At 75.0% G+C, this 20,369-nt stretch carries 20 protein-coding genes; 9 read left to right on the plus strand and 11 right to left on the minus strand.

What is annotated here, in order from left to right; genetic code table 11:
• Positions 1–19: 19 nt before the first annotated feature.
• From hutH to WIS52_RS10725, 3 genes are all read right to left on the minus strand, one after another.
• Positions 20–1,585, minus strand: a complete 1,566-nt coding sequence (gene hutH / locus WIS52_RS10715) for a histidine ammonia-lyase (protein WP_349298024.1) — start codon at positions 1,583–1,585, stop codon at positions 20–22.
• 130 nt (positions 1,586–1,715) lie between these two features.
• Complete coding sequence (locus WIS52_RS10720) at positions 1,716–3,092, minus strand: hypothetical protein (protein ID WP_349298025.1); 1,377 nt, start codon at positions 3,090–3,092, stop codon at positions 1,716–1,718.
• A gap of 43 nt (positions 3,093–3,135) precedes the next feature.
• Positions 3,136–4,800, minus strand: a complete 1,665-nt coding sequence (locus tag WIS52_RS10725) for a DivIVA domain-containing protein (protein WP_349298026.1) — start codon at positions 4,798–4,800, stop codon at positions 3,136–3,138.
• A gap of 229 nt (positions 4,801–5,029) precedes the next feature.
• On the opposite strand from WIS52_RS10725, the gene WIS52_RS10730 reads away from it, so the two are divergent.
• The 4 genes from WIS52_RS10730 (at position 5,030) to WIS52_RS10745 (ending at position 7,961) form a co-directional block, all read left to right on the plus strand.
• Entirely contained in the window at positions 5,030–5,515 is a 486-nt protein-coding gene (locus WIS52_RS10730; protein WP_349298027.1) for a Fur family transcriptional regulator, read from the plus strand.
• Positions 5,512–6,615, plus strand: a complete 1,104-nt coding sequence (ygfZ, locus tag WIS52_RS10735) for a CAF17-like 4Fe-4S cluster assembly/insertion protein YgfZ (protein WP_349298028.1) — start codon at positions 5,512–5,514, stop codon at positions 6,613–6,615. The genes WIS52_RS10730 and ygfZ overlap by 4 nt, the downstream gene beginning before the upstream one ends.
• Positions 6,616–6,838: 223 nt before the next feature.
• Positions 6,839–7,042, plus strand: a complete 204-nt coding sequence (locus WIS52_RS10740; protein ID WP_349298029.1) for a DUF3073 domain-containing protein — start codon at positions 6,839–6,841, stop codon at positions 7,040–7,042.
• Between the two features lie 208 nt (positions 7,043–7,250).
• Positions 7,251–7,961, plus strand: coding sequence for an NUDIX hydrolase (locus tag WIS52_RS10745; protein WP_349298030.1), 711 nt, complete (start codon positions 7,251–7,253; stop codon positions 7,959–7,961).
• Between the two features lie 19 nt (positions 7,962–7,980).
• Here WIS52_RS10745 and purM read toward each other — a convergent pair whose 3' ends face one another.
• The 4 genes from purM to purL form a co-directional block, all read right to left on the minus strand.
• Positions 7,981–9,078: a phosphoribosylformylglycinamidine cyclo-ligase gene (gene purM / locus WIS52_RS10750; RefSeq protein ID WP_349298031.1), complete on the minus strand. Its 1,098-nt coding sequence runs from the start codon at positions 9,076–9,078 to the stop codon at positions 7,981–7,983.
• Between the two features lie 50 nt (positions 9,079–9,128).
• On the minus strand, positions 9,129–10,670 hold the full coding sequence (purF, locus tag WIS52_RS10755; RefSeq protein ID WP_349298032.1) for an amidophosphoribosyltransferase: 1,542 nt from the start codon (positions 10,668–10,670) through the stop codon (positions 9,129–9,131).
• Positions 10,671–10,804: 134 nt separating this feature from the next.
• Entirely contained in the window at positions 10,805–11,194 is a 390-nt protein-coding gene (locus WIS52_RS10760; RefSeq protein ID WP_379611649.1) for a sterol carrier family protein, read from the minus strand.
• A complete protein-coding gene (purL, locus tag WIS52_RS10765) occupies positions 11,149–13,452 on the minus strand; it encodes a phosphoribosylformylglycinamidine synthase subunit PurL (protein WP_349298034.1) in 2,304 nt (767 codons plus the stop codon). Before purL ends, WIS52_RS10760 begins: the two co-directional genes overlap by 46 nt.
• 95 nt (positions 13,453–13,547) lie before the next feature.
• Between purL and WIS52_RS10770 the strand changes: the two genes are divergently transcribed.
• Positions 13,548–15,029 carry a serine/threonine-protein kinase gene (locus tag WIS52_RS10770; protein WP_349298035.1) on the plus strand — a complete coding sequence of 494 codons (1,482 nt, stop codon included), beginning with the start codon at positions 13,548–13,550 and terminating at the stop codon, positions 15,027–15,029.
• A gap of 2 nt (positions 15,030–15,031) precedes the next feature.
• On the opposite strand, the gene purQ is transcribed toward WIS52_RS10770, so the two are convergent.
• Both purQ and purS read right to left on the minus strand, forming a co-directional pair.
• Positions 15,032–15,712: a phosphoribosylformylglycinamidine synthase subunit PurQ gene (gene purQ / locus WIS52_RS10775; protein WP_349298036.1), complete on the minus strand. Its 681-nt coding sequence runs from the start codon at positions 15,710–15,712 to the stop codon at positions 15,032–15,034.
• Positions 15,709–15,942 (minus strand): phosphoribosylformylglycinamidine synthase subunit PurS, encoded by a 234-nt coding sequence (purS, locus tag WIS52_RS10780; protein ID WP_029239885.1) that lies wholly within the window; start codon positions 15,940–15,942, stop codon positions 15,709–15,711. The genes purQ and purS overlap by 4 nt, the downstream gene beginning before the upstream one ends.
• Positions 15,943–16,033: 91 nt before the next feature.
• Here purS and WIS52_RS10785 point away from each other — a divergent pair, with 91 nt between their 5' ends.
• Positions 16,034–17,035: an NAD-dependent epimerase/dehydratase family protein gene (locus tag WIS52_RS10785; protein WP_349298037.1), complete on the plus strand. Its 1,002-nt coding sequence runs from the start codon at positions 16,034–16,036 to the stop codon at positions 17,033–17,035.
• 3 nt (positions 17,036–17,038) lie between these two features.
• On the opposite strand, the gene WIS52_RS10790 is transcribed toward WIS52_RS10785, so the two are convergent.
• A complete protein-coding gene (locus WIS52_RS10790) occupies positions 17,039–17,905 on the minus strand; it encodes an alpha/beta fold hydrolase (RefSeq protein ID WP_349298038.1) in 867 nt (288 codons plus the stop codon).
• A 96-nt stretch (positions 17,906–18,001) separates the two neighbouring features.
• Between WIS52_RS10790 and WIS52_RS10795 the strand changes: the two genes are divergently transcribed.
• From WIS52_RS10795 to WIS52_RS10805, 3 genes are all read left to right on the plus strand, one after another.
• Positions 18,002–18,376 (plus strand): nuclear transport factor 2 family protein, encoded by a 375-nt coding sequence (locus tag WIS52_RS10795; RefSeq protein ID WP_349298039.1) that lies wholly within the window; start codon positions 18,002–18,004, stop codon positions 18,374–18,376.
• A 61-nt stretch (positions 18,377–18,437) separates the two neighbouring features.
• Positions 18,438–19,070: an MBL fold metallo-hydrolase gene (locus WIS52_RS10800; RefSeq protein ID WP_349298040.1), complete on the plus strand. Its 633-nt coding sequence runs from the start codon at positions 18,438–18,440 to the stop codon at positions 19,068–19,070.
• Positions 19,070–19,435, plus strand: coding sequence for a VOC family protein (locus WIS52_RS10805; protein ID WP_349298041.1), 366 nt, complete (start codon positions 19,070–19,072; stop codon positions 19,433–19,435). The genes WIS52_RS10800 and WIS52_RS10805 overlap by 1 nt, the downstream gene beginning before the upstream one ends.
• A gap of 115 nt (positions 19,436–19,550) precedes the next feature.
• On the opposite strand, the gene WIS52_RS10810 is transcribed toward WIS52_RS10805, so the two are convergent.
• Entirely contained in the window at positions 19,551–20,339 is a 789-nt protein-coding gene (locus WIS52_RS10810) for a DUF2334 domain-containing protein (RefSeq protein ID WP_349298042.1), read from the minus strand.
• Between the last annotated feature and the right edge of the window lie 30 nt (positions 20,340–20,369).

The following is a 20,369-nucleotide window of genomic DNA, read 5'->3' on the forward strand; positions in this document are numbered from 1 at the left end:
CCCCGGCGCCGCGGTGGCGTCACCGCAGTGCCCCGACGACGCTCTCCGCGGCCCGCAGGAGCGCGCCGGCACGGACCAGGTCGACGGCGGCGTCGATGTCCGGGGACAGCCACCGGTCGGGCCCGACGCCCCGCACCGTCTCGCGCAGTGCCGCCAGCACCCGCGCGGTCGCCGGCGACGGGGTCAGCGGGTGGCGCATCTCCAGGGCGCGCGCCGCGGTCATCGTCTCGATCGCGACGACGCGGGTGAGGCCGTCCACCGCCTTCAGCAGTTTGCGGCCCGCCGACCAGCCCATCGACACGTGGTCCTCCTGCATCGCCGAGGACGGGATGGAGTCCACGCTCGCCGGGGCCGCCAGCCGCTTGAGCTCGCTGACGATCGCGGCCTGGGTGTACTGCGCGATCATCAGACCGGAGTCGATCCCGGGGGACCCGGCGAGGAACGCGGGGAGCCCGTGCGACCGGCCCGGGTCCAGCAGCCGGTCGGTGCGGCGCTCGCTCATCGACGCCATGTCGGCGACCGCGATCGCGAGGAAGTCGAGCACGTACCCGACCGGCGCGCCGTGGAAGTTGCCGTTGCTCTCGACCCGCCCGTCGTCGAGGACGACCGGGTTGTCGACCGCGCTGCCGAGCTCGATGTCGGCCACCGACACGGCGTGCGCCAGGGTGGCGCGGGCGGCGCCGGCCACCTGCGGGGCGCACCGCAGCGAGTAGGCGTCCTGCACGACGGTGCACTCCTCCCCGCGGTGGCTGTCCATGATCGCCGAACCGGCGAGCAGGGCCGCGAGGTTCGCGGCGGAGTCCCGCTGGCCCGGGTGCGGCCGGACCGCGTGGAGCTCGGGCGCGAACACCCGGTCGGTGCCCAGCAGCGCCTCGACGCTCATCGCCGTCGCGATGTCGGCGTGGCGGAACAGCGAGCGCAGGTCGGCGATCGCCAGGGAGAGCATCCCCAGCATCCCGTCCGTGCCGTTGATCAGCGCCAGGCCCTCCTTGGCCGCCGGCCGCAGCGGCTCCAGACCGACCTCGGCCAGCGCCCGCGACGACTCGAGCACCCGCCCGTCGCGGGTGCGGACCGTGCCCTCGCCCAGCGCGGCGAGGGCGCAGTGCGCCAGCGGGGCGAGGTCACCGGAGCAGCCGAGCGACCCGTACTCGTGCACGGTCGGGGTCAGGCCGTGGTTGAGCATCGCGACGTAGCGTTCGGCGATCTCGAACCGCACACCGGTCCGGGCCGTGGTGAACGTCTGCATGCGCAGCAGCATGAGCGCGCGCACGACCTCGTCCTCCACCTCCGGCCCGCTGCCCGCGGCGTGCGACCGGACCAGGGCGAGCTGCAGGGCCTCCCGCTCCCCGACGCCGATGTTCATCGAGGCCAGCGCCCCGAACCCGGTGGACACCCCGTAGACGGCCCGGGCACCGGAAGCCAGCTCGTCGACGGCCGCGCGCGCGGCCCGCATCGCCTCCGACGACGCCGGGTCGATCCGTACCGGAGCGCCCCGGCGGGCGACGTCCACCACCTCGTCGAGGGTGAGCGGGCGCCCGCCCACCGTCACCGTCGCCGCTGCCGCACCGGTGTCCACAGAACCCACGTCGATCCGCCTTCCCTCGGTCCCCGACCAGACCTAGCAGCAGGCGCCCGTCATGAGCCACGGTCGCGTACCCCTACGGCCGGATCCCGACGACGGCCCCCGTACGACGGGACCGGCGAGGGCGGGCGGGTCAGCGGCCGGAGTCCTGGCCGTCCACGATCATCCGGACGTCGGCGGTGTCCATCCCGGACAGCCGCCCGATCTGGGCCGGGTCGAGCCCGCAGTCGTGCAGGTGCCGGACCGCGCCGGCGAGCTCGTCGCGGCGGCGGCGCAGGACGTCGTCGAGCTGGGAGATCCGGTCCCGCGAGTCGTCGAGCAGCTGGGTGGCGTCCAGGGCGCGGGCCGGGTCGGCGAGCAGCACCGACAGCAGCCGGTCGCGGGCGTCCCGGGCGGCGGCCGCGGTGGGACCGGTCGCCGACGCCGGCGTCGCGGGCGGGGAGGGTACGACGGTCAGCGGCTGCCCGGGCTCGTCGCCGGACGCGGGGGCGGCGGGCGGCGGGTCGATCTCGCCGCGGAGCTGGCGGGCGCGCTGGACGGCACGGGCGGCGAGGGCCTGCTGCACGGCCCGGGACATCGTTTCCGGCACCGCAGGGTCCGGCACCGCCGGGTCCGGCACCGCAGGCGTGTCGTGGCCCGGGCGGTGGGCGGCGGCGGGTTCCGCATCCGGGGTGTCCGGCTGCCCGGCGGGCAGGTCCTGCGCGGCGGGCTCGGTGCGCTCGGCCGACCAGGGCGGGAGCGGTGTCCTCGGGTCACCGATCGGGCCGGGCGCGGCGCCGGGGCCGGCACGGCCAGGAGCCTCCGGGTCGTCATCGGGACCTGACGGGCCGCCGGACGCCGGCCTGTCGGCGTGGACGGGTCGCTCACCGGGTACGGGACGGTCGTCGCACTCCGGCCGGTCGCCCGTGACCGGTCGATCATCGGTGACGGCTCGGTCCCGGGGGGCCGGTCGCTCGTCGCGGCGAGCGACGCCGCGCCGGTCACCGCCGGTGCCCTGCCGCATGCGGTCCAGGGTCGCCGCGTCCGGCACCTCGTCGGCGGGCGCGAAGAGCGCCTCGAGCGACCCCTCCTCCGGGGGCGCGGGGAGATCGGAGGCGTCCGGGGCGGCGTGCCGTCCCACGGGCTCCCGCGGGTGGACGGGCACGGGCGGAGCGGGCTCGGGTGCATCGGAGGCCGCGTCGGGCCGGCCGTGCGCCGGGACGGCCGGATCGGGTCGGGCCGGCGGGACGGGCGCCGGGAACGCCCCGGCTCGACGCTCGGCCACCACGTCGGCCACGGTCCGCGGCCGGGGCGGACGGGGCGGGTCGGCGGGGCCACCGGCGCCCTCCCCGGTCCAGTCCTCCGCGCTGGGGTGGTAGCGCTCCGGGACGTCCGGCGGGGCCACCGGCAGCGGTGCGGGCGCCGGGATCCGGCGGGCCCGCCACACCCCCCACACGACCAGGAGCACGAGCACGCCCGCCCCCGCCGCGACGAGCGACAGGAGCGGGACCGTGAACGAGCCGAACTGCATGGGCCCGGACCTTATGCGGGCCGACCCCACCGTGTGGGGGATCTCAGGTGCTGCGCGTCCCCGACGACGGCTGTCCCGCACCGGCTCGTTCACCGGCGGACGCGCTCTCGGCGGCGCCGCCGGAGCCGTTCGGGTGGCCGCCCCCCGGGCCCCGGCCCGGCTTGTCGGCGCCGTCGGTACGGCCGTCGACACCGTTCCGGTGGTTGTCCTGGGCGTTCCCGCCCTGGCCGGAACCCTGTCGGCGCCCGTCGGCGCCCTGCCCGTCCGGCAGGCGACCGGCGGCCGGGTTGGCCGTCGTCGGTGGGTCACCGGCGTTGCCCGGCGAGCCCGTGGCGGCGCCACGTTCCTCGGCCGGGTCCGGCTGCGAACCATCCTTCGGTGTGTCACCGGAACGGCGGACGGCACCCACCGCGACGGTCCGCTCGGCGCCGTCGCCCGTACCCGGGGACGACTTCTGGCGCGGCACCGCGGACGTCGCGGGGTCGCCCTGCCGGGAGTCCGAGGCGGGCCGGAACAGGTCTGCGGGCTCCGGCTCGTCGTGACCGGGGCGGACCGCGGTGGTGTGCTCGGCCGCGTTCTGGTTCTGCGGGCCGGACGGCGCGGTACCGGGCCGGGGAGCGGGCGACGGACGCGCCGACGGCGACGGACGCGAGCCACCCCGGTCCGGCGACGCCTGCGGGTCGGCCCCGTTCGACCGGCCGGCCTGCTGGTCGGCGCCCGGTCCCGCCGGACGCCCCGGCGACGGCTGCGGGCGGGCCTGCTGGCCCGAGTCCTGCCGGCCGGACCGCGGCGACGGCCCGGGCTGACCGGGCCGCGGCGACGGGTCGGAGGACGACGGCTCCGGCCTCGGCTGCTGGCCGGACGGACGCTGCTTCTGGTCGGCCGACCCGTCGGCGCTGGGGCGTCCGGGCGGCCAGGCGTTCGCGCCGGCGCCGGCGGGCCGCTTCTGCGACCCGGAGTCGTGCCGCTCGGACCCGGGCCCACCCTGCGGGGCCGGAGCCCCCGGCCGGGGCGCGGGCTTCGGCTGCGGGCGCGGGCCGGGGCGCGAGGCCTGGTCCGCAGCCGGCGACGGGGCGTTCTGGGCACCGGGGGACGGAGCGTCCGCACCCGGACGCGAGCCGTTCACCCCGGGCGACGGCTGCGGCGCGCCCTTGTCCGGCATCGGTGCCGCGGTCGCCCCGGACAGCCGCACCTCGTGCCGGGCGCCCTTGGCGACCTCGGAGCGCAGCTCGTCCCGCCGGCGGGTCAGCTCGGTCACCTCGTCGCGCAGCTTGTCGCCCTGCTCGCGGGCCCGGTCGGCGTCCGCACGGGCCCGGTCGACCTGCTTGCGTGCCTCGGCGGTGACGCGCTCGGCGTCGGACTTCGCCTTGACCCGGATCTCCTCCGCCTCCTCCTCGGCCTTCTGCAGGATCGCCTGCATCCGGTCGGAGAAGTTGTCGGCCGACCCCGGCCGCTCGGGCTGCGGGGCTGGCCGCGGCGCCGGCGCGGGACGCCCCGGACCGGGCTGCCCGGCGAACCCGCCCGGCGGCGGCACCGGCGCAGGCGGCGGCACCGGCCTGCTCCGCAGTGCATCGATGTCCGCCCGCATCCGGCCCATGACGCGCTGCATGCCGACGATGTGCTCGTCCACCTGCCTACGGTCGTAGCCGCGGAGTACGACGTCGAACCGCGGGGAACCGCCCGGGCGGTCCGCCCCGTCTGCCGTCATCGCCTCTCCTCACAGGTCGTCCGGCACCACAACGGCCGGCCCGTCGTTCACCACCCGGGTCGGCCACCGGCCAGGATAGCCGCGCGATCGCCGTCGCGGCGAACTCCACGCTCCACACCGGCTACTCACCGGCGTGGCGAACCGGGTTTCCCGGCCCTCGCGTGGCACGATGCGCGGCTGCGCTCGCGGTCGGCGAGCCTACCTGTCCGTACCGAATACCATCGGCGGAGTGGACACCTCACTGAAGGGCACGTTGCACAAGCGCGGCCTGCGCATGACCCCGCAACGACAGCTGGTCCTGGACGCGGTGCGCGACCTGGGTCACGCGACGCCCGAGCAGGTGTGCACCCGTGTGCAGGCCACCGCACCGGCGGTCAACATCACGACGGTCTACCGGACGCTGGACCTGCTCGAGGAGCTCGGTGTCGTCCGGCACGCCCATCTCGGCCACGGCGCCCCGACCTACTCCGAGCACCAGCACCGGCACGTGCACCTGGTGTGCCACCGCTGCGGCCGGGTCGACGAGGCGCCGACCGAGCTGCTGTCCGGTGTGGCCGAACGCACGCAGGCCGACCTCGGGTTCCGGCTGGACGCGACGCACGTGGCCCTCTCGGGCACCTGCGCCGACTGCGCCGCCGAGCACGACGCCGGCACACCCGACCACGAGCACGACGAGAACGACGCGGCCGCCCGCGCCGTGGAAGGAGACCGGTGACCACTCCCGGACCCGACCTGCAGGAGCCGCAGGAGCAGCCGCCCGACCCGGACGCCGGCGTCCCGGTGCACCGCGGGGACCCGCCCGCCGAACAGCGCGCGATGGCCCGCTCGGCGGCCGTCGTCGACCGCGGTCACCGCGACGTGCTCGCGGTGGCCGGCGAGGAACGTCTGAGCTGGCTGCACCTGCTGCTGACCCAGCACGTCAGCGAGCTCCCGCCGGACACCGGCACCGAGGCCCTGGTACTGGACGGGCAGGGCCGGGTCCTGCACCACATGGCGGTGGCCTCGACCGGCGACACCGTCTACCTCGACACCGAGGCCGGCGACGGCGCCGCGCTGCTGGACTACCTGCAGAAGATGGTGTTCTGGTCGAAGGTCGAGCCGCGCGACGCGACCGCCGAGCTGGCGGTGTACACCGTCGTCGGGCCGGACACCCCGCAGGTGCTGGCCGAGGCGGGCCTGCCGGTCCCGGCGGTCCCGCACGGGGTGCTGGGTCTGGACGGCGGCGGGTTCGTCCGGCGCACCCCGTGGCCCGGGCGGGACGCGGCCGACGTCCTCGTGCCGAGGGCGGACGCCGAGCGGTGGTACGCCGCGCTGACCGCGGCCGGGGCGCGGGCGGCCGGTACGAGCGCGTTCGAGGCCCTGCGGGTCGAGTCCCGGGCACCCCGGCTGCGCGTCGACACCGACGACCGGACGATCCCGCACGAGGTCGGCTGGATCGGCCCCGCGGTGCACCTCACCAAGGGGTGCTACCGGGGTCAGGAGACCGTCGCCCGGGTCGCGAACCTGGGCCGCCCGCCGCGCCGGCTGGTGCTGCTGCACCTCGACGGCGGCGACGAGGAGCTGCCGCGGACCGGCGACCCGGTCGTCCGGGACGGCCGCCCGGTGGGACGGGTCGGCACGGTCGTCCAGCACCACGAGCTGGGCCCGGTCGCGCTCGCGCTGCTGAAGCGTTCGGTCCCGGTGGACGCGGAGCTGACGGCCGGCGAAGGCGATCGGGTGTCGCCGGTCACGATCGACCCCGATTCGTACGAACCGGACGCCGAACGGCCGCCGCCCGGGCGCACCGCGCGTGGCCGGCTCGGCGGGAGTTCCTGATCTGCGCCGGACCTGCGACCCGGACGGGTGACCGGCGCGCGGGGCCGGTCCGGCGGGCGATCGCCTCGTGCGCCCGGTTCCGTTGTGACGGCGGCGGTGCCGCGTCGCACGCACCGGGCGGAGCAGGGTACGGTTACTACCACGACATTGATGAGACGAGAGGGGCCGCCGGGTCGTGTCGACTGACCGGGCCGCCCCTTCCCTGTTGTAAGGGGGACCAGCCATGGGGCGTGGACGAGCCAAGGCCAAGCAGACGAAGGTGGCCCGCGAGCTCAAGTACAGCTCCCCTTCTATGGATCTCGACGCCTTGCAGCGGGAGATCGGTAGCGAGACGGCGGTGACTACCGACGATCGCGACGACGACTACGGCGAGTACTCCGACCTCGCGGCGAAGTACAACGACGAGGACGACGACCCCCGTCGTTGAGTCGCGCGCAGCGGCGTCCGGTTCCACCGGGCGCCGCTGCCGTACGTCCACCTCTTGCAGCACGACACACCCGCTCGTCGATCCGGGTGATACGCCGGTCGCACCAGCGGCTTTCGCCCGGCACGGCGCATAAGGCAAGATCATCGCGATGTGCCCGGGCCGGGTGCATCTGCCCAGGTCTTACGTCCCTGCACGAGGTGTTCACGACATGCGCGGCAACCTCTTCGCCGTCGCCGTCAACCTTGTCGTGCTCACCGTCCGGTCCGACCGTCTGCACGTGTTGCTGATCGAGCGGGGTGAACAGCCCTTCCTCGGCGAGTGGGCGCTCCCGGGTGGTTTCGTCCGGCCGGACGAGGACCTCGTGCACACGGCGAGCCGCCGGCTGGGCGAGGAGACCGGTGCGGACACCGGGGACGCGGTCCTCGGGCACCTCGAGCAGCTCGCCAGCTACGCCGCGCCGGACCGCGACCCGCGTGGGCGGGTGCTCTCGGTGGGCTACCTGGCGTTCGTGCCGGACATGCCGGAGCCGACGCCGGGGGGCGGAGCGTCCGCGTCCGCGTGGTTCCCGCTGGACCGGGTACCGGCGCTGGCCTTCGACCACAAGCAGATCCTCGAGGACGGCGTCGAGCGGGCGAAGTCCAAGCTGGAGTACACGACGCTGGCCGCGTCGTTCTGCCCGTCCGAGTTCACCGTGACCGACCTGCGGCGGGTCTACGAGGCGGTCTGGGGGTCCTCGCTCGACCCGCGCAACTTCCAGCGCAAGGTCACCTCGACCGCCGACTTCCTGGTGCCGACCCCCCAGCTGGTCACCGGCGGGCGCGGCCGCCCCCCGCGGCTGTTCCGGCGCGGCCCGGCGACCGCGCTGCACCCGCCGATGCTGCGCGAGTCCAACCGGGCCGCGGAGCGCCCCCTCTCCTGACCGGGGCCGGGGCCGCCCGTCAGAACCGGGGGTGCTCCCCGCGCAGCTGGACGCGGGCGCCGAGCTCACCCGAGTCGGCGCCGGAGACCTCGCCGATCCGGCCGACCTCGCCGAGGATCCAGGCCGGGACGTGCCGGGCGGTGAGCACCGCCAGCGCGCGGTCGACGTCCTCGGGCGGCAGCACGGCGACCATGCCGACGCCCATGTTGAAGGTCTTCTCCATCTCGGCGCGGTCGACCCGGCCGCGGGACTGGATGAGCTTGAACACCGGGGCCGGGGTCCAGGAGCCGCGCTCCACGGTCGCCGCGAGCCCGTCGGGCAGCACCCGCTCGAGGTTGCGGGCCAGCCCGCCGCCGGTGACGTGGGAGAACGTCCGCACGCCGGTCTCGGCGGTGATCGCCAGGCAGTCCTTGGCGTAGATCCGGGTCGGGACCAGCAGCTCCTCGCCGAGCGTGTGGTCGAACTCCTCCAGCTCCCCGTCCAGCGGCAGCCTGGCGATGTCGAGCAGCACGTGGCGGGCCAGCGAGTAGCCGTTCGAGTGCAGGCCCGACGAGCCCATCGCGACCAGCACGTCCCCGGAGCGGACCCGCTCCGGGCGCAGCATCTTCTCGGCGTCGACGATCCCGACGCCGGTCGCCGAGAGGTCGTAGCCGCCGGCCTCCATCAGGCCGGGGTGCTCGGCGGTCTCGCCGCCGAGCAGCGCGCAGCCGGCCTGCTGGCAGCCCTCGGCGACGCCGCGCACGATCGTCGCGACCTGCTCGGGCACCAGCCGCCCGACGGCGATGTAGTCCTGCAGGAACAGCGGCTCCGCACCGCAGACGACGAGGTCGTCGACGACCATCGCGACCAGGTCCTGGCCGATGGTGTCGTGCTTGTCCATCGCCTGCGCGATCGCGACCTTGGTGCCGACGCCGTCGGTGGACGCGGCGAGCACCGGCTCGGTGTACTTGCCGAACTTCGCGGCGAACAGGCCGGCGAAGCCGCCGATCCCGCCCATCACCTCGGGCCGGGTGGCCTTTTCGGCGAACGGGCGGAACTGCTCGACGGCCCGCTCCCCCGCGTCGATGTCCACCCCCGCGGAGGCGTAGCTGGCGGAGCCGGACTCGGTCGAGGGCATGGGTCGGTTCTCCAGGTGCGGGGCTCGGTTCTCGGGGAGGGCGCCCGGGCTCAGGGCCGGGTCAGCGCCTCTCCAGCACCGTATCCGACGGACAGCGGGGCCGGGTCCGCGGCGGGCGCCACCGGGGCCTCCTCCAGGAGGTGCTTGCCCAGCTGGGCCTCCTCCGGCAGCGGGATCGGGTACTCGCCGTCGAAACAGGCGCAGCACAGCCGTGACCGGGGCTGCTCGGTGGCGGAGACCATCTCGTCCACCGAGACGTAGCCGAGCGAGTCCGACCCGATCGACCGGCGTACACCCTCGGTGTCCGCGCCGTTGGCGATCAGCTCGGCCCGGCTGGCGAAGTCGATGCCGTAGAAGCAGGGCCAGCGCACCGGCGGCGAGGCGATCCGGACGTGCACCTCGACGGCGCCGGCCTCGCGCAGCATCCGGACCAGCGCCCGCTGGGTGTTGCCGCGCACGATGGAGTCGTCCACCACGACCAGCCGCTTACCGCGGATGACGCTGCGCAGCGGGTTCAGCTTGAGCCGGATGCCGAGCTGGCGGATCGTCTGGCTGGGCTGGATGAAGGTCCGGCCGACGTAGGCGTTCTTCACCAGCCCCTGGCCGTAGGGGATGCCGGAGCCCTGCGCGTAGCCGATCGCGGCCGGGGTGCCCGACTCCGGGACCGGGATGACCAGGTCCGCCTCGACGGGGTGTTCCTCGGCCAGCCTGCGGCCGATCTCGACGCGGGTGTCGTAGACCGAGCGGCCGGCGATCTGGGTGTCCGGGCGGGCCAGGTAGACGTACTCGAACACGCAGCCCTTCGGCTCCGGCGCGGCGAAGCGCCGGCTGCGGATGCCGTCGGCGTCGATCGCGATCAGCTCACCGGGCTCGACCTCCCGGACGAACGAGGCCCCGACGATGTCCAGCGCCGCGGTCTCCGAGGCGATCACCCAGCCGCGCTCGAGCCGGCCCATCACCAGCGGGCGGACGCCGTGCGGGTCCCGGGCGGCGTAGAGGGTGGTCTCGTCGGCGAAGGTGAGTGAGAAGGCTCCGCGCACCCGCGGCAGCAGCCGCATCGCGGCCTCGTAGACGCCGAGGTCCGCGGCGCCCGCCGCGAGCAGCTCGGTGACCAGGTCGGAGTCGGTGGTGGCGCGCATCCCCGACCGGATGCGGGTCTCCAGGCGGGCCACGTCGTCGCGCAGCTCGGCGGTGTTCACCAGGTTGCCGTTGTGCCCGAGCGCGAGCCCGGATCCGGTGGCGGTGGTGCGGAACGTCGGCTGGGCGTTCTCCCAGGTCTGCGACCCGGTGGTGGAGTAACGGCAGTGCCCGACGGCGAGGTGGCCACGCAGCGAGGACAGCGTCTGCTCGTCGAAGACCTGGCTGACCAGGCCGAGATCCTTGAACACGACCATGCGCTTGCCGTCGGAGACGGCGATGCCGGCGGCCTCCTGCCCGCGGTGCTGCAACGCGTAGAGGCCGTAGTAGGTCATCTTGGCGACGTCCTCGCCGGGGGCCCAGACGCCGAACACCCCGCACTCCTCGCGGGGACCGGGCTCGTCGGTGTCGGGATCAAGGGCAGGGCTGACGTAGGTGTTCCGGGGGGAACTCAACGCGGCGCTCCTCGGCTGGCGTACCGGACCGTCCCGGATCCTACGCCCCGCAACACGACGTTCACCTCGGTGCGCGACCCGGGTCACTCCGTGACTCGTGAGTGGTTGTCGCGGTCGGCGACCGCGACAACCACTCACGAGTCACGCAGCGGCAGGAACGTGCCGACTTCGGGCGCACGGCCCCCGGAGGCACGTACCGAACCGCCGGCGACGGCGTCGGCCCAGGTGGTGACGCCGAGCACGAGGGCGAGCCAGGTCCGCGGGTCGGCCTCGACGACGTTGGGCGGGGTACCGCGGGTGTGCCGCGGGCCCTCGATGCACTGGACCGCGCCGAACGGCGGGACCCGGACCTCCACGCTGTGCCCGGGGGCACGACGGGCCAGCTCGGCCAGCGACTCCTTGACGGCGGCCTTGCGGGTGGCGCGGTCGGGTTCCGGGCCGCCCGCGAGCCAGTCCGTCAGCAGGTCGCGGGGGTCGCTCACACCGAGACGGGGCCGAACCGGGCCGGGAGGGTCGCCTCCCATGCGGTCCGCAGCTCGGCCAGCTCCAGCCGCCCGGCGGCGGCGTCGCCGAGGTCGACGGCGTCGCCGCCGGTCTCCCCGATCCGGACGGCCGGGACGCCGGCCTCGGCGGCCCGGGCCAGGAAGGCGTCGGCGTCGGCCACGGTGACCAGCACCCGGCCGGCCGACTCGGAGAACAGGGCGGTGAAGGCGTCGTCGTGCACCACGGTCAGGTCGACCCGCGCGCCGCGGTTCCCGGCCAGCGCGGCCTCGACGAGCCCCTGGGCCAGCCCGCCGTCGGAGAGGTCGTGGCTGCCGGTGAGCACCCGGTCCGCGGCCGCGGCGGCGAGCAGCCCGGCCAGGCGCCGCTCGTGCTCCAGGTCGACGGCCGGCGGGCGGCCACCGAGGTGCCCGTGCACCTCGTGCGCCCACTCGGACCCGCCGAACTCGGGGGCGGTGCTCCCGAGCAGGACGACCGCGTCGCCGTCGGCCCCGGCGAACCCGGACGGGACCGCGCCTGCGACGTCGTCGATCACGCCGAGCACCCCGACCACCGGGGTCGGCAGGATCGCGGTGGTGCCGGTCTGGTTGTAAAAGCTGACGTTGCCGCCGGTGACCGGGGTGCCGAGCACGGCGCAGCCGTCGGCGAGCCCGCGGACGGCCTGCTGGAACTGCCACATGACGTGCGGGTCCTCCGGCGAGCCGAAGTTCAGGCAGTCGGTGACGGCCAGCGGGACCGCGCCGGAGACGGCGACGTTGCGGTAGGCCTCGGCCAGCGCCAGCTGGGCGCCGGTGTACGGGTCGAGCGCGACGAACCGGGCGTTGCAGTCGGTGGCGACCGCGATCCCGCGACCGGTCGCCTCGTCGACCTGCACCACGCCGGAGTCGGCGCCGTGCGCGGCGACGGTGTTGCCGCGGACGTAGCGGTCGTACTGGTCGGTGACCCAGGCCCGGGAGGCCAGGTTCGGCGCGGCGGCCATCCGGAGGATCTCCGCGTGCAGCTCGGACGGGGTCTCCGGACGGGGCAGCGTCTCGGGGACGTCGGCGTTCAGCGCGTCCTGCTTCGCGTCGTCGCGGGCGACCGGGCGCTCGTAGACCGGCCCCTCGTGGGCGACGGTGCGCGGCGGGACATCGACGACCGTCTCGCCACCCGAGGTGATCACCAGCCGGTCGCCGTCGGTGACCTCGCCGATCACGGTGGCGATGGTGTCCCACTTGCGGCACACCGCCAGGAACGCCTCGACGTTCTCCGGGGTGACCACCGCGCACATGCGCTCCTGCGACTCCGAGGAGAGGATCTCGGCGGCGGTCATGCCGGTGGCACGCAGCGGGACGGCGTCGAGGTCGACCTGCATGCCGCCGTCCCCGGCGCTGGCCAGCTCGGAGGTGGCGCAGGAGAGCCCGGCGCCGCCGAGGTCCTGGATGCCGACGACCAGCCCGGCCGCGAACAGCTCCAGGCAGCACTCGATGAGCACCTTCTCGGTGAAGGGGTCACCGACCTGCACCGACGGCAGCTTCTTGCGCCCGGAGCCGCCCGACTCGGCGTCGAAGGTCTCCGACGCCAGCACGGACACGCCGCCGATGCCGTCCAGCCCGGTCGTCGCACCGAACAGGATGATCTTGTTGCCGGCGCCGGAGGCGAACGCCAGGTGCAGGTCCTCGGTCTTCAGCGCACCGACGCACAGCGCGTTGACCAGCGGGTTGCCCGCGTAGGAGCGGTCGAAGACGACCTCACCCGCGACGTTCGGCAGGCCCAGGCAGTTCCCGTAGCCCCCCACCCCGGCGACGATCCCGGGCAGCACCCGGCCGGTGTCGTCGGCGTCGAGCGGGCCGAACCGCAGCGGGTCGCCGACCGCGATCGGCCGGGCGCCCATCGCCATGATGTCGCGGACGATCCCGCCGACGCCGGTGGCCGCGCCCTGGTAGGGCTCCACATAGGACGGGTGGTTGTGCGACTCGACCTTGAAGGTCACCGCCCAGCCGTCGCCGATGCTCACCACACCGGCGTTCTCGCCGATCCCGGCGAGCATCGACGAGCGCATCTCGTCGGTGGTGGTCTCGCCGAAGTAACGCAGGTGCACCTTCGACGACTTGTACGAGCAGTGCTCGCTCCACATCACCGAGTACATGGCCAGCTCGGCGTCGGTGGGCCGGCGGCCCAGGATCTCCCGGATGCGGGCGTACTCGTCGTCCTTGAGTCCCAGCTCGCGGAAGGGCTGCGGCTGGTCGGGGGTCGCCTCGGCGTGCTTGACGGAGTCGGCGGTCACCTCGGGCTGCGTCACGGGGCCAGGGTAGACGCGCCGGATCGGTACCGGATCGTCCCGGTGCCCTCCGACACTTCGACGGCATGATCGTCGACGGAGCGGGAGGGGATCGGGTGGAGACTTTCGGGCGGTACCGGATCGAGGCGCTGCTGGGCCGTGGCGGGATGGGCGAGGTCCACCGGGCCCACGACCCCCGCAACGACCGGACCGTCGCGCTCAAACGGCTGCGCGCGGACCTGCCGGACTCCGGCGGGTTCCGGGACCGGTTCCGGCGCGAGTCCCGGATCGCCGCCCGGCTGTCGTCGCCGCACGTCATCCCGATCCACGACGCCGGTGAGATCGACGGCCGGCTCTACATCGACATGCGGCTGGTCGACGGCCGGGACCTGGCTGAGATCCTGCGCTCCGACGGCCCGCTGGAGCCGTCCCGGGTGGCGGCGGTCGTCGCCCAGATCGCCGACGCGCTGCACGCCGCGCACACCGAGGGCCTGATCCACCGCGACGTGAAGCCGTCGAACGTGCTGGTCCTGGAACGCGAGGGCGCCCCGGACTTCGTCTACCTGGTCGACTTCGGCATCGCCCGGGCGGCGGAGGCTGCGGCCCACTCCCGGCTCACCTCGACCGGGGTGGTCGTCGGCACGCTCGCCTACATGTCGCCGGAGACCTTCACCGGTGGCGAGGTCGACCGGCGCACCGACGTCTACGCGCTGGCCTGCCTCGCCCACGAGCTGCTCACCGGCCGACTCCCGTTCGACGCCGAGGGCCCGGCGCTGATGTTCGCGCACCTGAGCACGCCGCCGCCCCGCGCGTCCGGGATCCGCCCGGAGCTGCCCACCGCCGTCGACGACGTGCTGGTGCGCGGCATGGCGAAGGAGCCCGGCGACCGCTTCGACACCGCGCCCGCCCTGGCCGGAGCGCTGGCCGAGGCCCTGACCTCCGCGGCGACCGGTCCGCGCGGCCGCTCCGCGGACGCGCCGACGATCACCGAACGGGCCGGCCCCGGACCCGTACCGGTGCCGCGCCGACCGCGTCGCCGGTGGGTCGCCGCGCTCGCCGTCCCGGTGCTGCTGCTGGCCGGGGTGGCGGCCGCCTTCACCTGGGTGCCCGGGCTGGTCACCGGCGCGGGCGGCGGGTCGCTGGTGCTCCCGGTCGAGACCGACGACGGCACCGGCGACACCTACGAGCTCGCCGCCCGCGACACCCTGCGCGGGATCTTCCCGCTGGCCGGTGACGTCGGCTGCCGGCCGTCGGGGAGCCCGTCCGGACGCACCGCGCCGGTGGCCGGGCTGGCCTGCCCGTGGAACGGCGACACCCTGTTCTACGAGGCGTGGCCGACCGTCGACGACGCCCAGGCCCTGCTGGCGGGGGTCGCCGCGCGGCCCGGCGCGGTCGAGGGCCGGTGGACGGTGCGCGGCAGCGCCCGGGAACAGGGCGGCTACGCCCTGGCCCCGGACCGGGGCCGGTACGTCCTGGCCGCCGTCTACGACGACCGCCGCTTCAGCACCGTCGTCGTCGCCGACACCGAGGAGGCCGCGCGCCGGACGCTGTCCTTCTCGGCGTCGAGGGGGGTGACCTCGGCGTCGGTGCCGGACTGAGTTCAGGCCACTACGCGCTGCAGCACCGAGGTGAACAGCCCCAGGCCGTCGTCCGACGGGCCGGTCAGCGTGCTCGTCGCGTGCTCCGGGTGCGGCATCAGGCCGACGACGTTCCCGGCCGCGTTGGTGATCCCGGCGATGTCGCGCGACGACCCGTTCGGCGCGTCGTCGCGGTAGCGGAACACCACCCGGCCCTCGCCCTCGAGCTCGTCGAGGGTGCCGGCGTCGGCGACGTAGCGGCCCTCCTGCGACTTCAGCGGGATGAGCAGCTCGTCGCCGGCCGTGTAGTCGCCGGTCCAGGCGGTCCGGTCGTTCTCGACGGTCAGCGTGAGGTCCCGGCACAGGAAGTGCATCCCGGCGTTCGCGACCAGCGCTCCGGGCAGCAGGTGCGCCTCGCAGAGGATCTGGAAGCCGTTGCAGATGCCGAGCACCGGCAGTCCGCGACCGGCCGCGTCGACGACCTCACGCATGATCGGCGCCAGCGACGCGATCGCGCCGGCCCGCAGGTAGTCGCCGTAGGAGAACCCCCCCGGGACGACGACCGCGTCCACGCCCCGCAGGTCGTGGTCGCCGTGCCACAGCGGCACCGCCTCGGCACCGGCGCGGGTCACCGCGCGGGCGGCGTCGACGTCGTCGAGGGTGCCGGGGAAGGTGATCACCCCGACGCGCCCTGCGCTGCTCACAGGCGGGTCACCGTCCAGTCCTCGATCACCGGGTTCGCCAGCAGCGAACCGGCCAGCCGGTGCAGGGTCTCGTCGTCGATCGCGTCGTCGACCTCGAGCTCGAAGTGCTTGCCCTGCCGCACGCCGCTGACCCCGGAGACCCCGATCCGGCCGAGCGCCCGGGTCACGGCCTGACCCTGGACATCGAGGATCTCGGGCTTGGGCATCACGTCCACCACCACTCTGGCCACGCGATCAGCGTAGAGGTTCGTTCCGCGAGCTTCTCTCAGCCCACGGCGAACGGTACTGCCCCCTCGACGTGCAGGGTCTCACCATGGGGCCATGCGCGTTCTCGTCCTGGGTGGCACGGTCTTCCTCTCCCGCGCGGTCGCCGAGGCGGCCCTGGCCGCCGGGCACGACGTGACCTGCGCGAACCGTGGTGTGTCGGGGTCTGCACCGGCCGGCGCGTCGCCGGTCGTGCTCGACCGGTCCGAGCCGGGCGCGGTCGCCGCCGCGCTGGGCACGGAGTCGTTCGACGCCGTCGTCGACGTCGCGACGATGTCCGCGCCCTGGGTGCGCGACGCCCTCGACGCGCTCGCCGACCGGACCGGGCACTGGACGTTCGTCTCCTCGATCAACGCCTACGCCGACCCCGGCCCACGCGGCGGCACCGTAGACCAGCCGACCCTCGCACCGCTGCACGGCCGGCCCGACCCGGCACGGCAGCACACCGACCCGGACCTCTACGGCGCCGCCAAGGTCGCGAGCGAGGACGCGGTCCGGGACCGGCTCGGTGACCGGGCACTCGTCGTCCGCGGCGGATTGATGTGCGGGCCGTACGACGACATGGACCGCTTCGGCTACTGGGCCGCCCGCTTCGCCCGCGGCGGTCCGGCGGTGGTGCCGGACGTGCCCGGGCACCCGGCACAGATCGTCGACGTCCGGGACCTGGCGGAGTGGATCGTGCGGTGCGCGGCCGACGGGACCGCCGGCACGTTCGACGGGACCGGGCCGCGGGGCACCCTGGCCGACCTGTACGCCGGCATCGCGTCGGCCGTCGGGGCGCCGGACCTCGAGCTCGTCGGCGTGCCCGCGGAGACGCTGCAGGCCCGGGACGTGAACATCTGGGCGGGACCGCGGTCGCTGCCGTTCTGGCTGCCCGGGACGCACTGGGGCATGGTCGACCGGGACGCCACCGCCACCCTCGACGCCGGCCTGACCACCCGGCCGGTCGCCGAGACCGCCCGGGCCGCGCTCGACCGGGAACGGGAGCTGGGCCTCGACCGCGAGCGGAAGGCGGGGCTGACACCCGCCGAGGAGAAGGCCCTGCTGGACGCGGTCTGAGGGCTACACGGGGACGTCCCGCAGGACCTCGCGCAGCCGGGCCGCGAACTCCGCGGGCTTGCCCGGCCAGCCGAACTCGCCGTCGAGGAAACCGCCGTGGTGGCTGGGGAACACCACCACCTGCGTGCCGAGCAGCGCGGCGAGCGCGCGGGTGGTGCGGGCGGTCAGCGCATCGCCGGTCTCCTCCCCGACCGCCGGCACGATCCGGGTGGGCGCGGCGGCCAGCGCGGCCGTGTCCGGCACCAGCTCGATGACCGCCCGCGAGCGGTCGGACAGCAGCGGGTCCTCGCGCGAGCCGTCGTCCTCTGCGGGCAGGCCGAACGCGGCCGGCTCCGGCGGGTCCTGGGCGAGGAACTCGTCGGTGAACTCCCCCGGCCAGGACGTCGCCGCGATGAACGCGGCCATCCCGGCACCGAAGCCGCGCCGGGAGTAGGCGTCCCGGTAGCCGTCGACGACCCGGCGCGCGGCCACGGCGTCGGGCAGGATCTCGATGAGCGGCGGCTCGTGCGCCACCAGCGTCCGCACGTCGTCCGGGTAGGACGCCACCAGTGCCAGCGCGGTGATCGCTCCCCCGCTGGAGGCGAACAGATCCACCGGGGCGCCGAGCTCGGCGATCAGGGCGTGCAGGTCGGCGGCCTGGACGTGCGGGTCGTGGTCGGTGCGCCCGTCGCTGCGGGTGCTGCGGCCCAGCCCGCGCGGGTCGTAGGCGACGAGGCGGCGATCGGCCAGGTGGGTGGCGAGCGACCGGAAACCGGTGGCGTCCATCGGCTGGCCGATCGCCAGCAGCGGACGCTCGCCGGACGCCGGGTCGGGACCGTGCACGTCGTAGACGATCCCGGCGTCGGCCAGGTGGAGAGTGTGGGTGTCCATGCCCGGTGGACCGGGAACGCGGCGCGAACTCATCGCGCCGGCCGGCCCGATGAGGACATGATCTCCGGAGACCGTCACGAGGAGAGGACGACCACCGTGGACACGACCGTCGAGCACCAGGTCCGTGAGCTCGAGGCCCGCCGCTACGCCGCCGCCGCGGCCGGGGACTGGGACTCCTACGCCGAGCTCTGCCACCCGGATCTGGTCTACACGCACTCCAACGCCGTGGTCGACACCCTCGACGAGTACCTGGCGAAGGCCCGGGACGGCTACTACGTCTACCACCGGATCGAGCACCCGATCGACCGCATCCTGGTCAGCGGGGACACGGCCGTCGTCATCGGCGAGATGAACGCGCTGATCACCGCCGGCGGGGTCGGGAAGACCCTGGCGAACCGGTGCGCCGCGGTCTGGGTGCGCGAGGGCGGGCGGTGGCTGCTGCTCGCCTACCAGCCGACCCCGAAGACCTGACCGGCCGGCCCGCAGCGTGCCGCGGTCACCACGACCGGGCCGGAGCGGGGATGCTGGGGCCATGCACCTGACGCACTTCGGCCACGCCTGCGTCCTGATCGACACCGGAGCCGCCCGGCTGCTGTTCGACCCGGGCACCTTCTCGTCCGGGTTCGAGTCGCTCGACGGCCTCGACGCGATCCTGATCACCCACCAGCACGCCGACCACGTCGACGCCGAGCGGCTGACGGCTCTGCTGCGCGCGAACCCGGACGCGGCGCTGGTCAGCGACGGGCAGACCGCCGGCCGGCTCGACGGGATCGACGCCCGCGTCGCCGCGCCGGGCGACCGGCTGACGCTGGGTGGCGCGGACGTCGCGGTGGTCGGGTCCGGCGACCACGCCGTGATCCACCGCGACATCCCGCTCGTCGCCAACAACGGCTACCTGGTCGACGGGCACCTGCTGCACCCCGGCGACGCCTACGTGCCGCCCGGGCTCGACGATCTCGCGACGCTGCTGCTGCCGACGGGCGCCCCGTGGCTGAAGGTCGCCGAGGCCGTCGACTACCTGCGGGCCGTCGCGCCGCGCACGGTCGTCCCGATCCACGAGCAGACGCTGGCGACCCCGGCGATGCACTACCGGTTCTTCGACCAGCTCCGCCCCGAGGGCACGACCCTGCTGGTGCCGGACCGCGAGACGGCGGTCGACGTCTGATGGCGATGACCTGGGAGCAGGTGACCGTCGACGCGAGCGATCCGGTCCGGCTGGGCCGCTGGTGGGCCGAGGCCCTGGACTGGGTGGTGGTCAACCCCTCGCCGGACGAGTTCGAGATCCAGCCCGCGCCCGGCGTGACGCCCGGGATGATCTTCGTTCGGGTACCGGAGGGGAAGCGGGCGAAGAACCGGATGCACATCGACCTGCGCCCGGACGGCGTCCGGGACTCCGAGGTCGCCCGGCTGCTGATGCTGGGGGCGACGCGGGTGAACGTGGGTCAGAACGGTGCCGGCCGGCCGCCCTGGACGGTCCTCGCCGACCCGGAGGGCAACGAGTTCTGCGTGCTCGGCCTGCGGACCGACTGATCTTCGGCCGTCTATCCACAAGCGGCTCCGGTTGTCCACAGGAAACGCACACTGTGGACAACCGGGCCTCGCCGGATGGTCTTCGGGGGACGCCGTCGTCGGCGTCCGGGTGGGGTCAGGCCGCGGCGGCGGTGACCGTGAACAGTCCCCGGTGCACGGAGGGCGCCGCGCCCGCGGCACGGGCGGCGTCGATCGCGGCCAGCGCGCCCGCCACCCGCTCCTCGCGGCGGAGATCCTTGGCGCGCAGTGCGATCCGCACGATGCCGCCGCGGCGCGCGGTCCTCGTGGCCTGCTGGAGCAGTGCCCGGCACCGGCGGCGGTCACCGGCCGGGCGCTCCCCCCGGCCGGGCTCGGCCCACCCGCGGAGCCACGGCTCGGTGCTGCGGAAGGTCAGCACCCGCGCGCGCAGGGCGTCGGCGGTGCCGGGAACCCGCAGGGACGCCTCGTCCGCGCAGAGCCTGAAGCCGTGCGCGGCCAGCGCCTCGCACGTGCCCGCGGAGGCGATCCAGCGCGGCGGGGCGAACCCGTCGGTGGACAGGCCGGTCGCGGCCAGCACCCGGCGGGCGGCCGTGAGCCGCAGCATCGCCTCGTGCCGGGGCAGCGCGCCGAACTCGGTGCGCCGGCCGATCCTCGGCACGGTGCCGTTCTGCCAGATCCCGATCGGGTCGGCGGTGTGGTCGTAGCCGTGCAGCAGCAGGTCGTCGCCGCCGTTGACCCGGCCTGCGATCCAGCGGACCAGGTCGTCGTCGTGCCGCAACGGGTCTCCGCCCGCGCGGCGTGGCTGGAGCAGGTGGGTGAGCGGGACGCCCAGGCCGTCGAGCTCGGCGGCGAACGCGACGGCGCGGGCGCGGTCGGCGTCGTCGGCGTCGGTCAGGCCGGACAGCGAGACCAGCAGCGTGCTCATGCCGACCATTGAGCCCGACCCACGTGAACC

Origin of the sequence: Pseudonocardia nematodicida, from assembly GCF_040105385.1 — a bacterium.
Taxonomy (GTDB): Bacteria; Actinomycetota; Actinomycetes; order Mycobacteriales; family Pseudonocardiaceae; genus Pseudonocardia; species Pseudonocardia nematodicida.

Bases quoted from the DNA above. Each gene is read 5' to 3' on its own strand.
- WIS52_RS10720 (WP_349298025.1), bottom strand. From the start codon at position 3,092: ATGCAGTTCGGCTCGTTCACGGTCCCGCTCCTGTCGCTCGTCGCGGCG.
- WIS52_RS10725 (WP_349298026.1), bottom strand. From the start codon at position 4,800: ATGACGGCAGACGGGGCGGACCGCCCGGGCGGTTCCCCGCGGTTCGAC.
- WIS52_RS10740 (WP_349298029.1), top strand. From the start codon at position 6,839: ATGGGGCGTGGACGAGCCAAGGCCAAGCAGACGAAGGTGGCCCGCGAG.
- WIS52_RS10745 (WP_349298030.1), top strand. From the start codon at position 7,251: ATGCGCGGCAACCTCTTCGCCGTCGCCGTCAACCTTGTCGTGCTCACC.
- purM (WP_349298031.1), bottom strand. From the start codon at position 9,078: ATGCCCTCGACCGAGTCCGGCTCCGCCAGCTACGCCTCCGCGGGGGTG.
- WIS52_RS10760 (WP_379611649.1), bottom strand. From the start codon at position 11,194: ATGGGAGGCGACCCTCCCGGCCCGGTTCGGCCCCGTCTCGGTGTGAGC.
- WIS52_RS10785 (WP_349298037.1), top strand. From the start codon at position 16,034: ATGCGCGTTCTCGTCCTGGGTGGCACGGTCTTCCTCTCCCGCGCGGTC.
- WIS52_RS10790 (WP_349298038.1), bottom strand. From the start codon at position 17,905: ATGGACACCCACACTCTCCACCTGGCCGACGCCGGGATCGTCTACGAC.
- WIS52_RS10800 (WP_349298040.1), top strand. From the start codon at position 18,438: ATGCACCTGACGCACTTCGGCCACGCCTGCGTCCTGATCGACACCGGA.
- WIS52_RS10805 (WP_349298041.1), top strand. From the start codon at position 19,070: ATGGCGATGACCTGGGAGCAGGTGACCGTCGACGCGAGCGATCCGGTC.
- WIS52_RS10810 (WP_349298042.1), bottom strand. From the start codon at position 20,339: ATGAGCACGCTGCTGGTCTCGCTGTCCGGCCTGACCGACGCCGACGAC.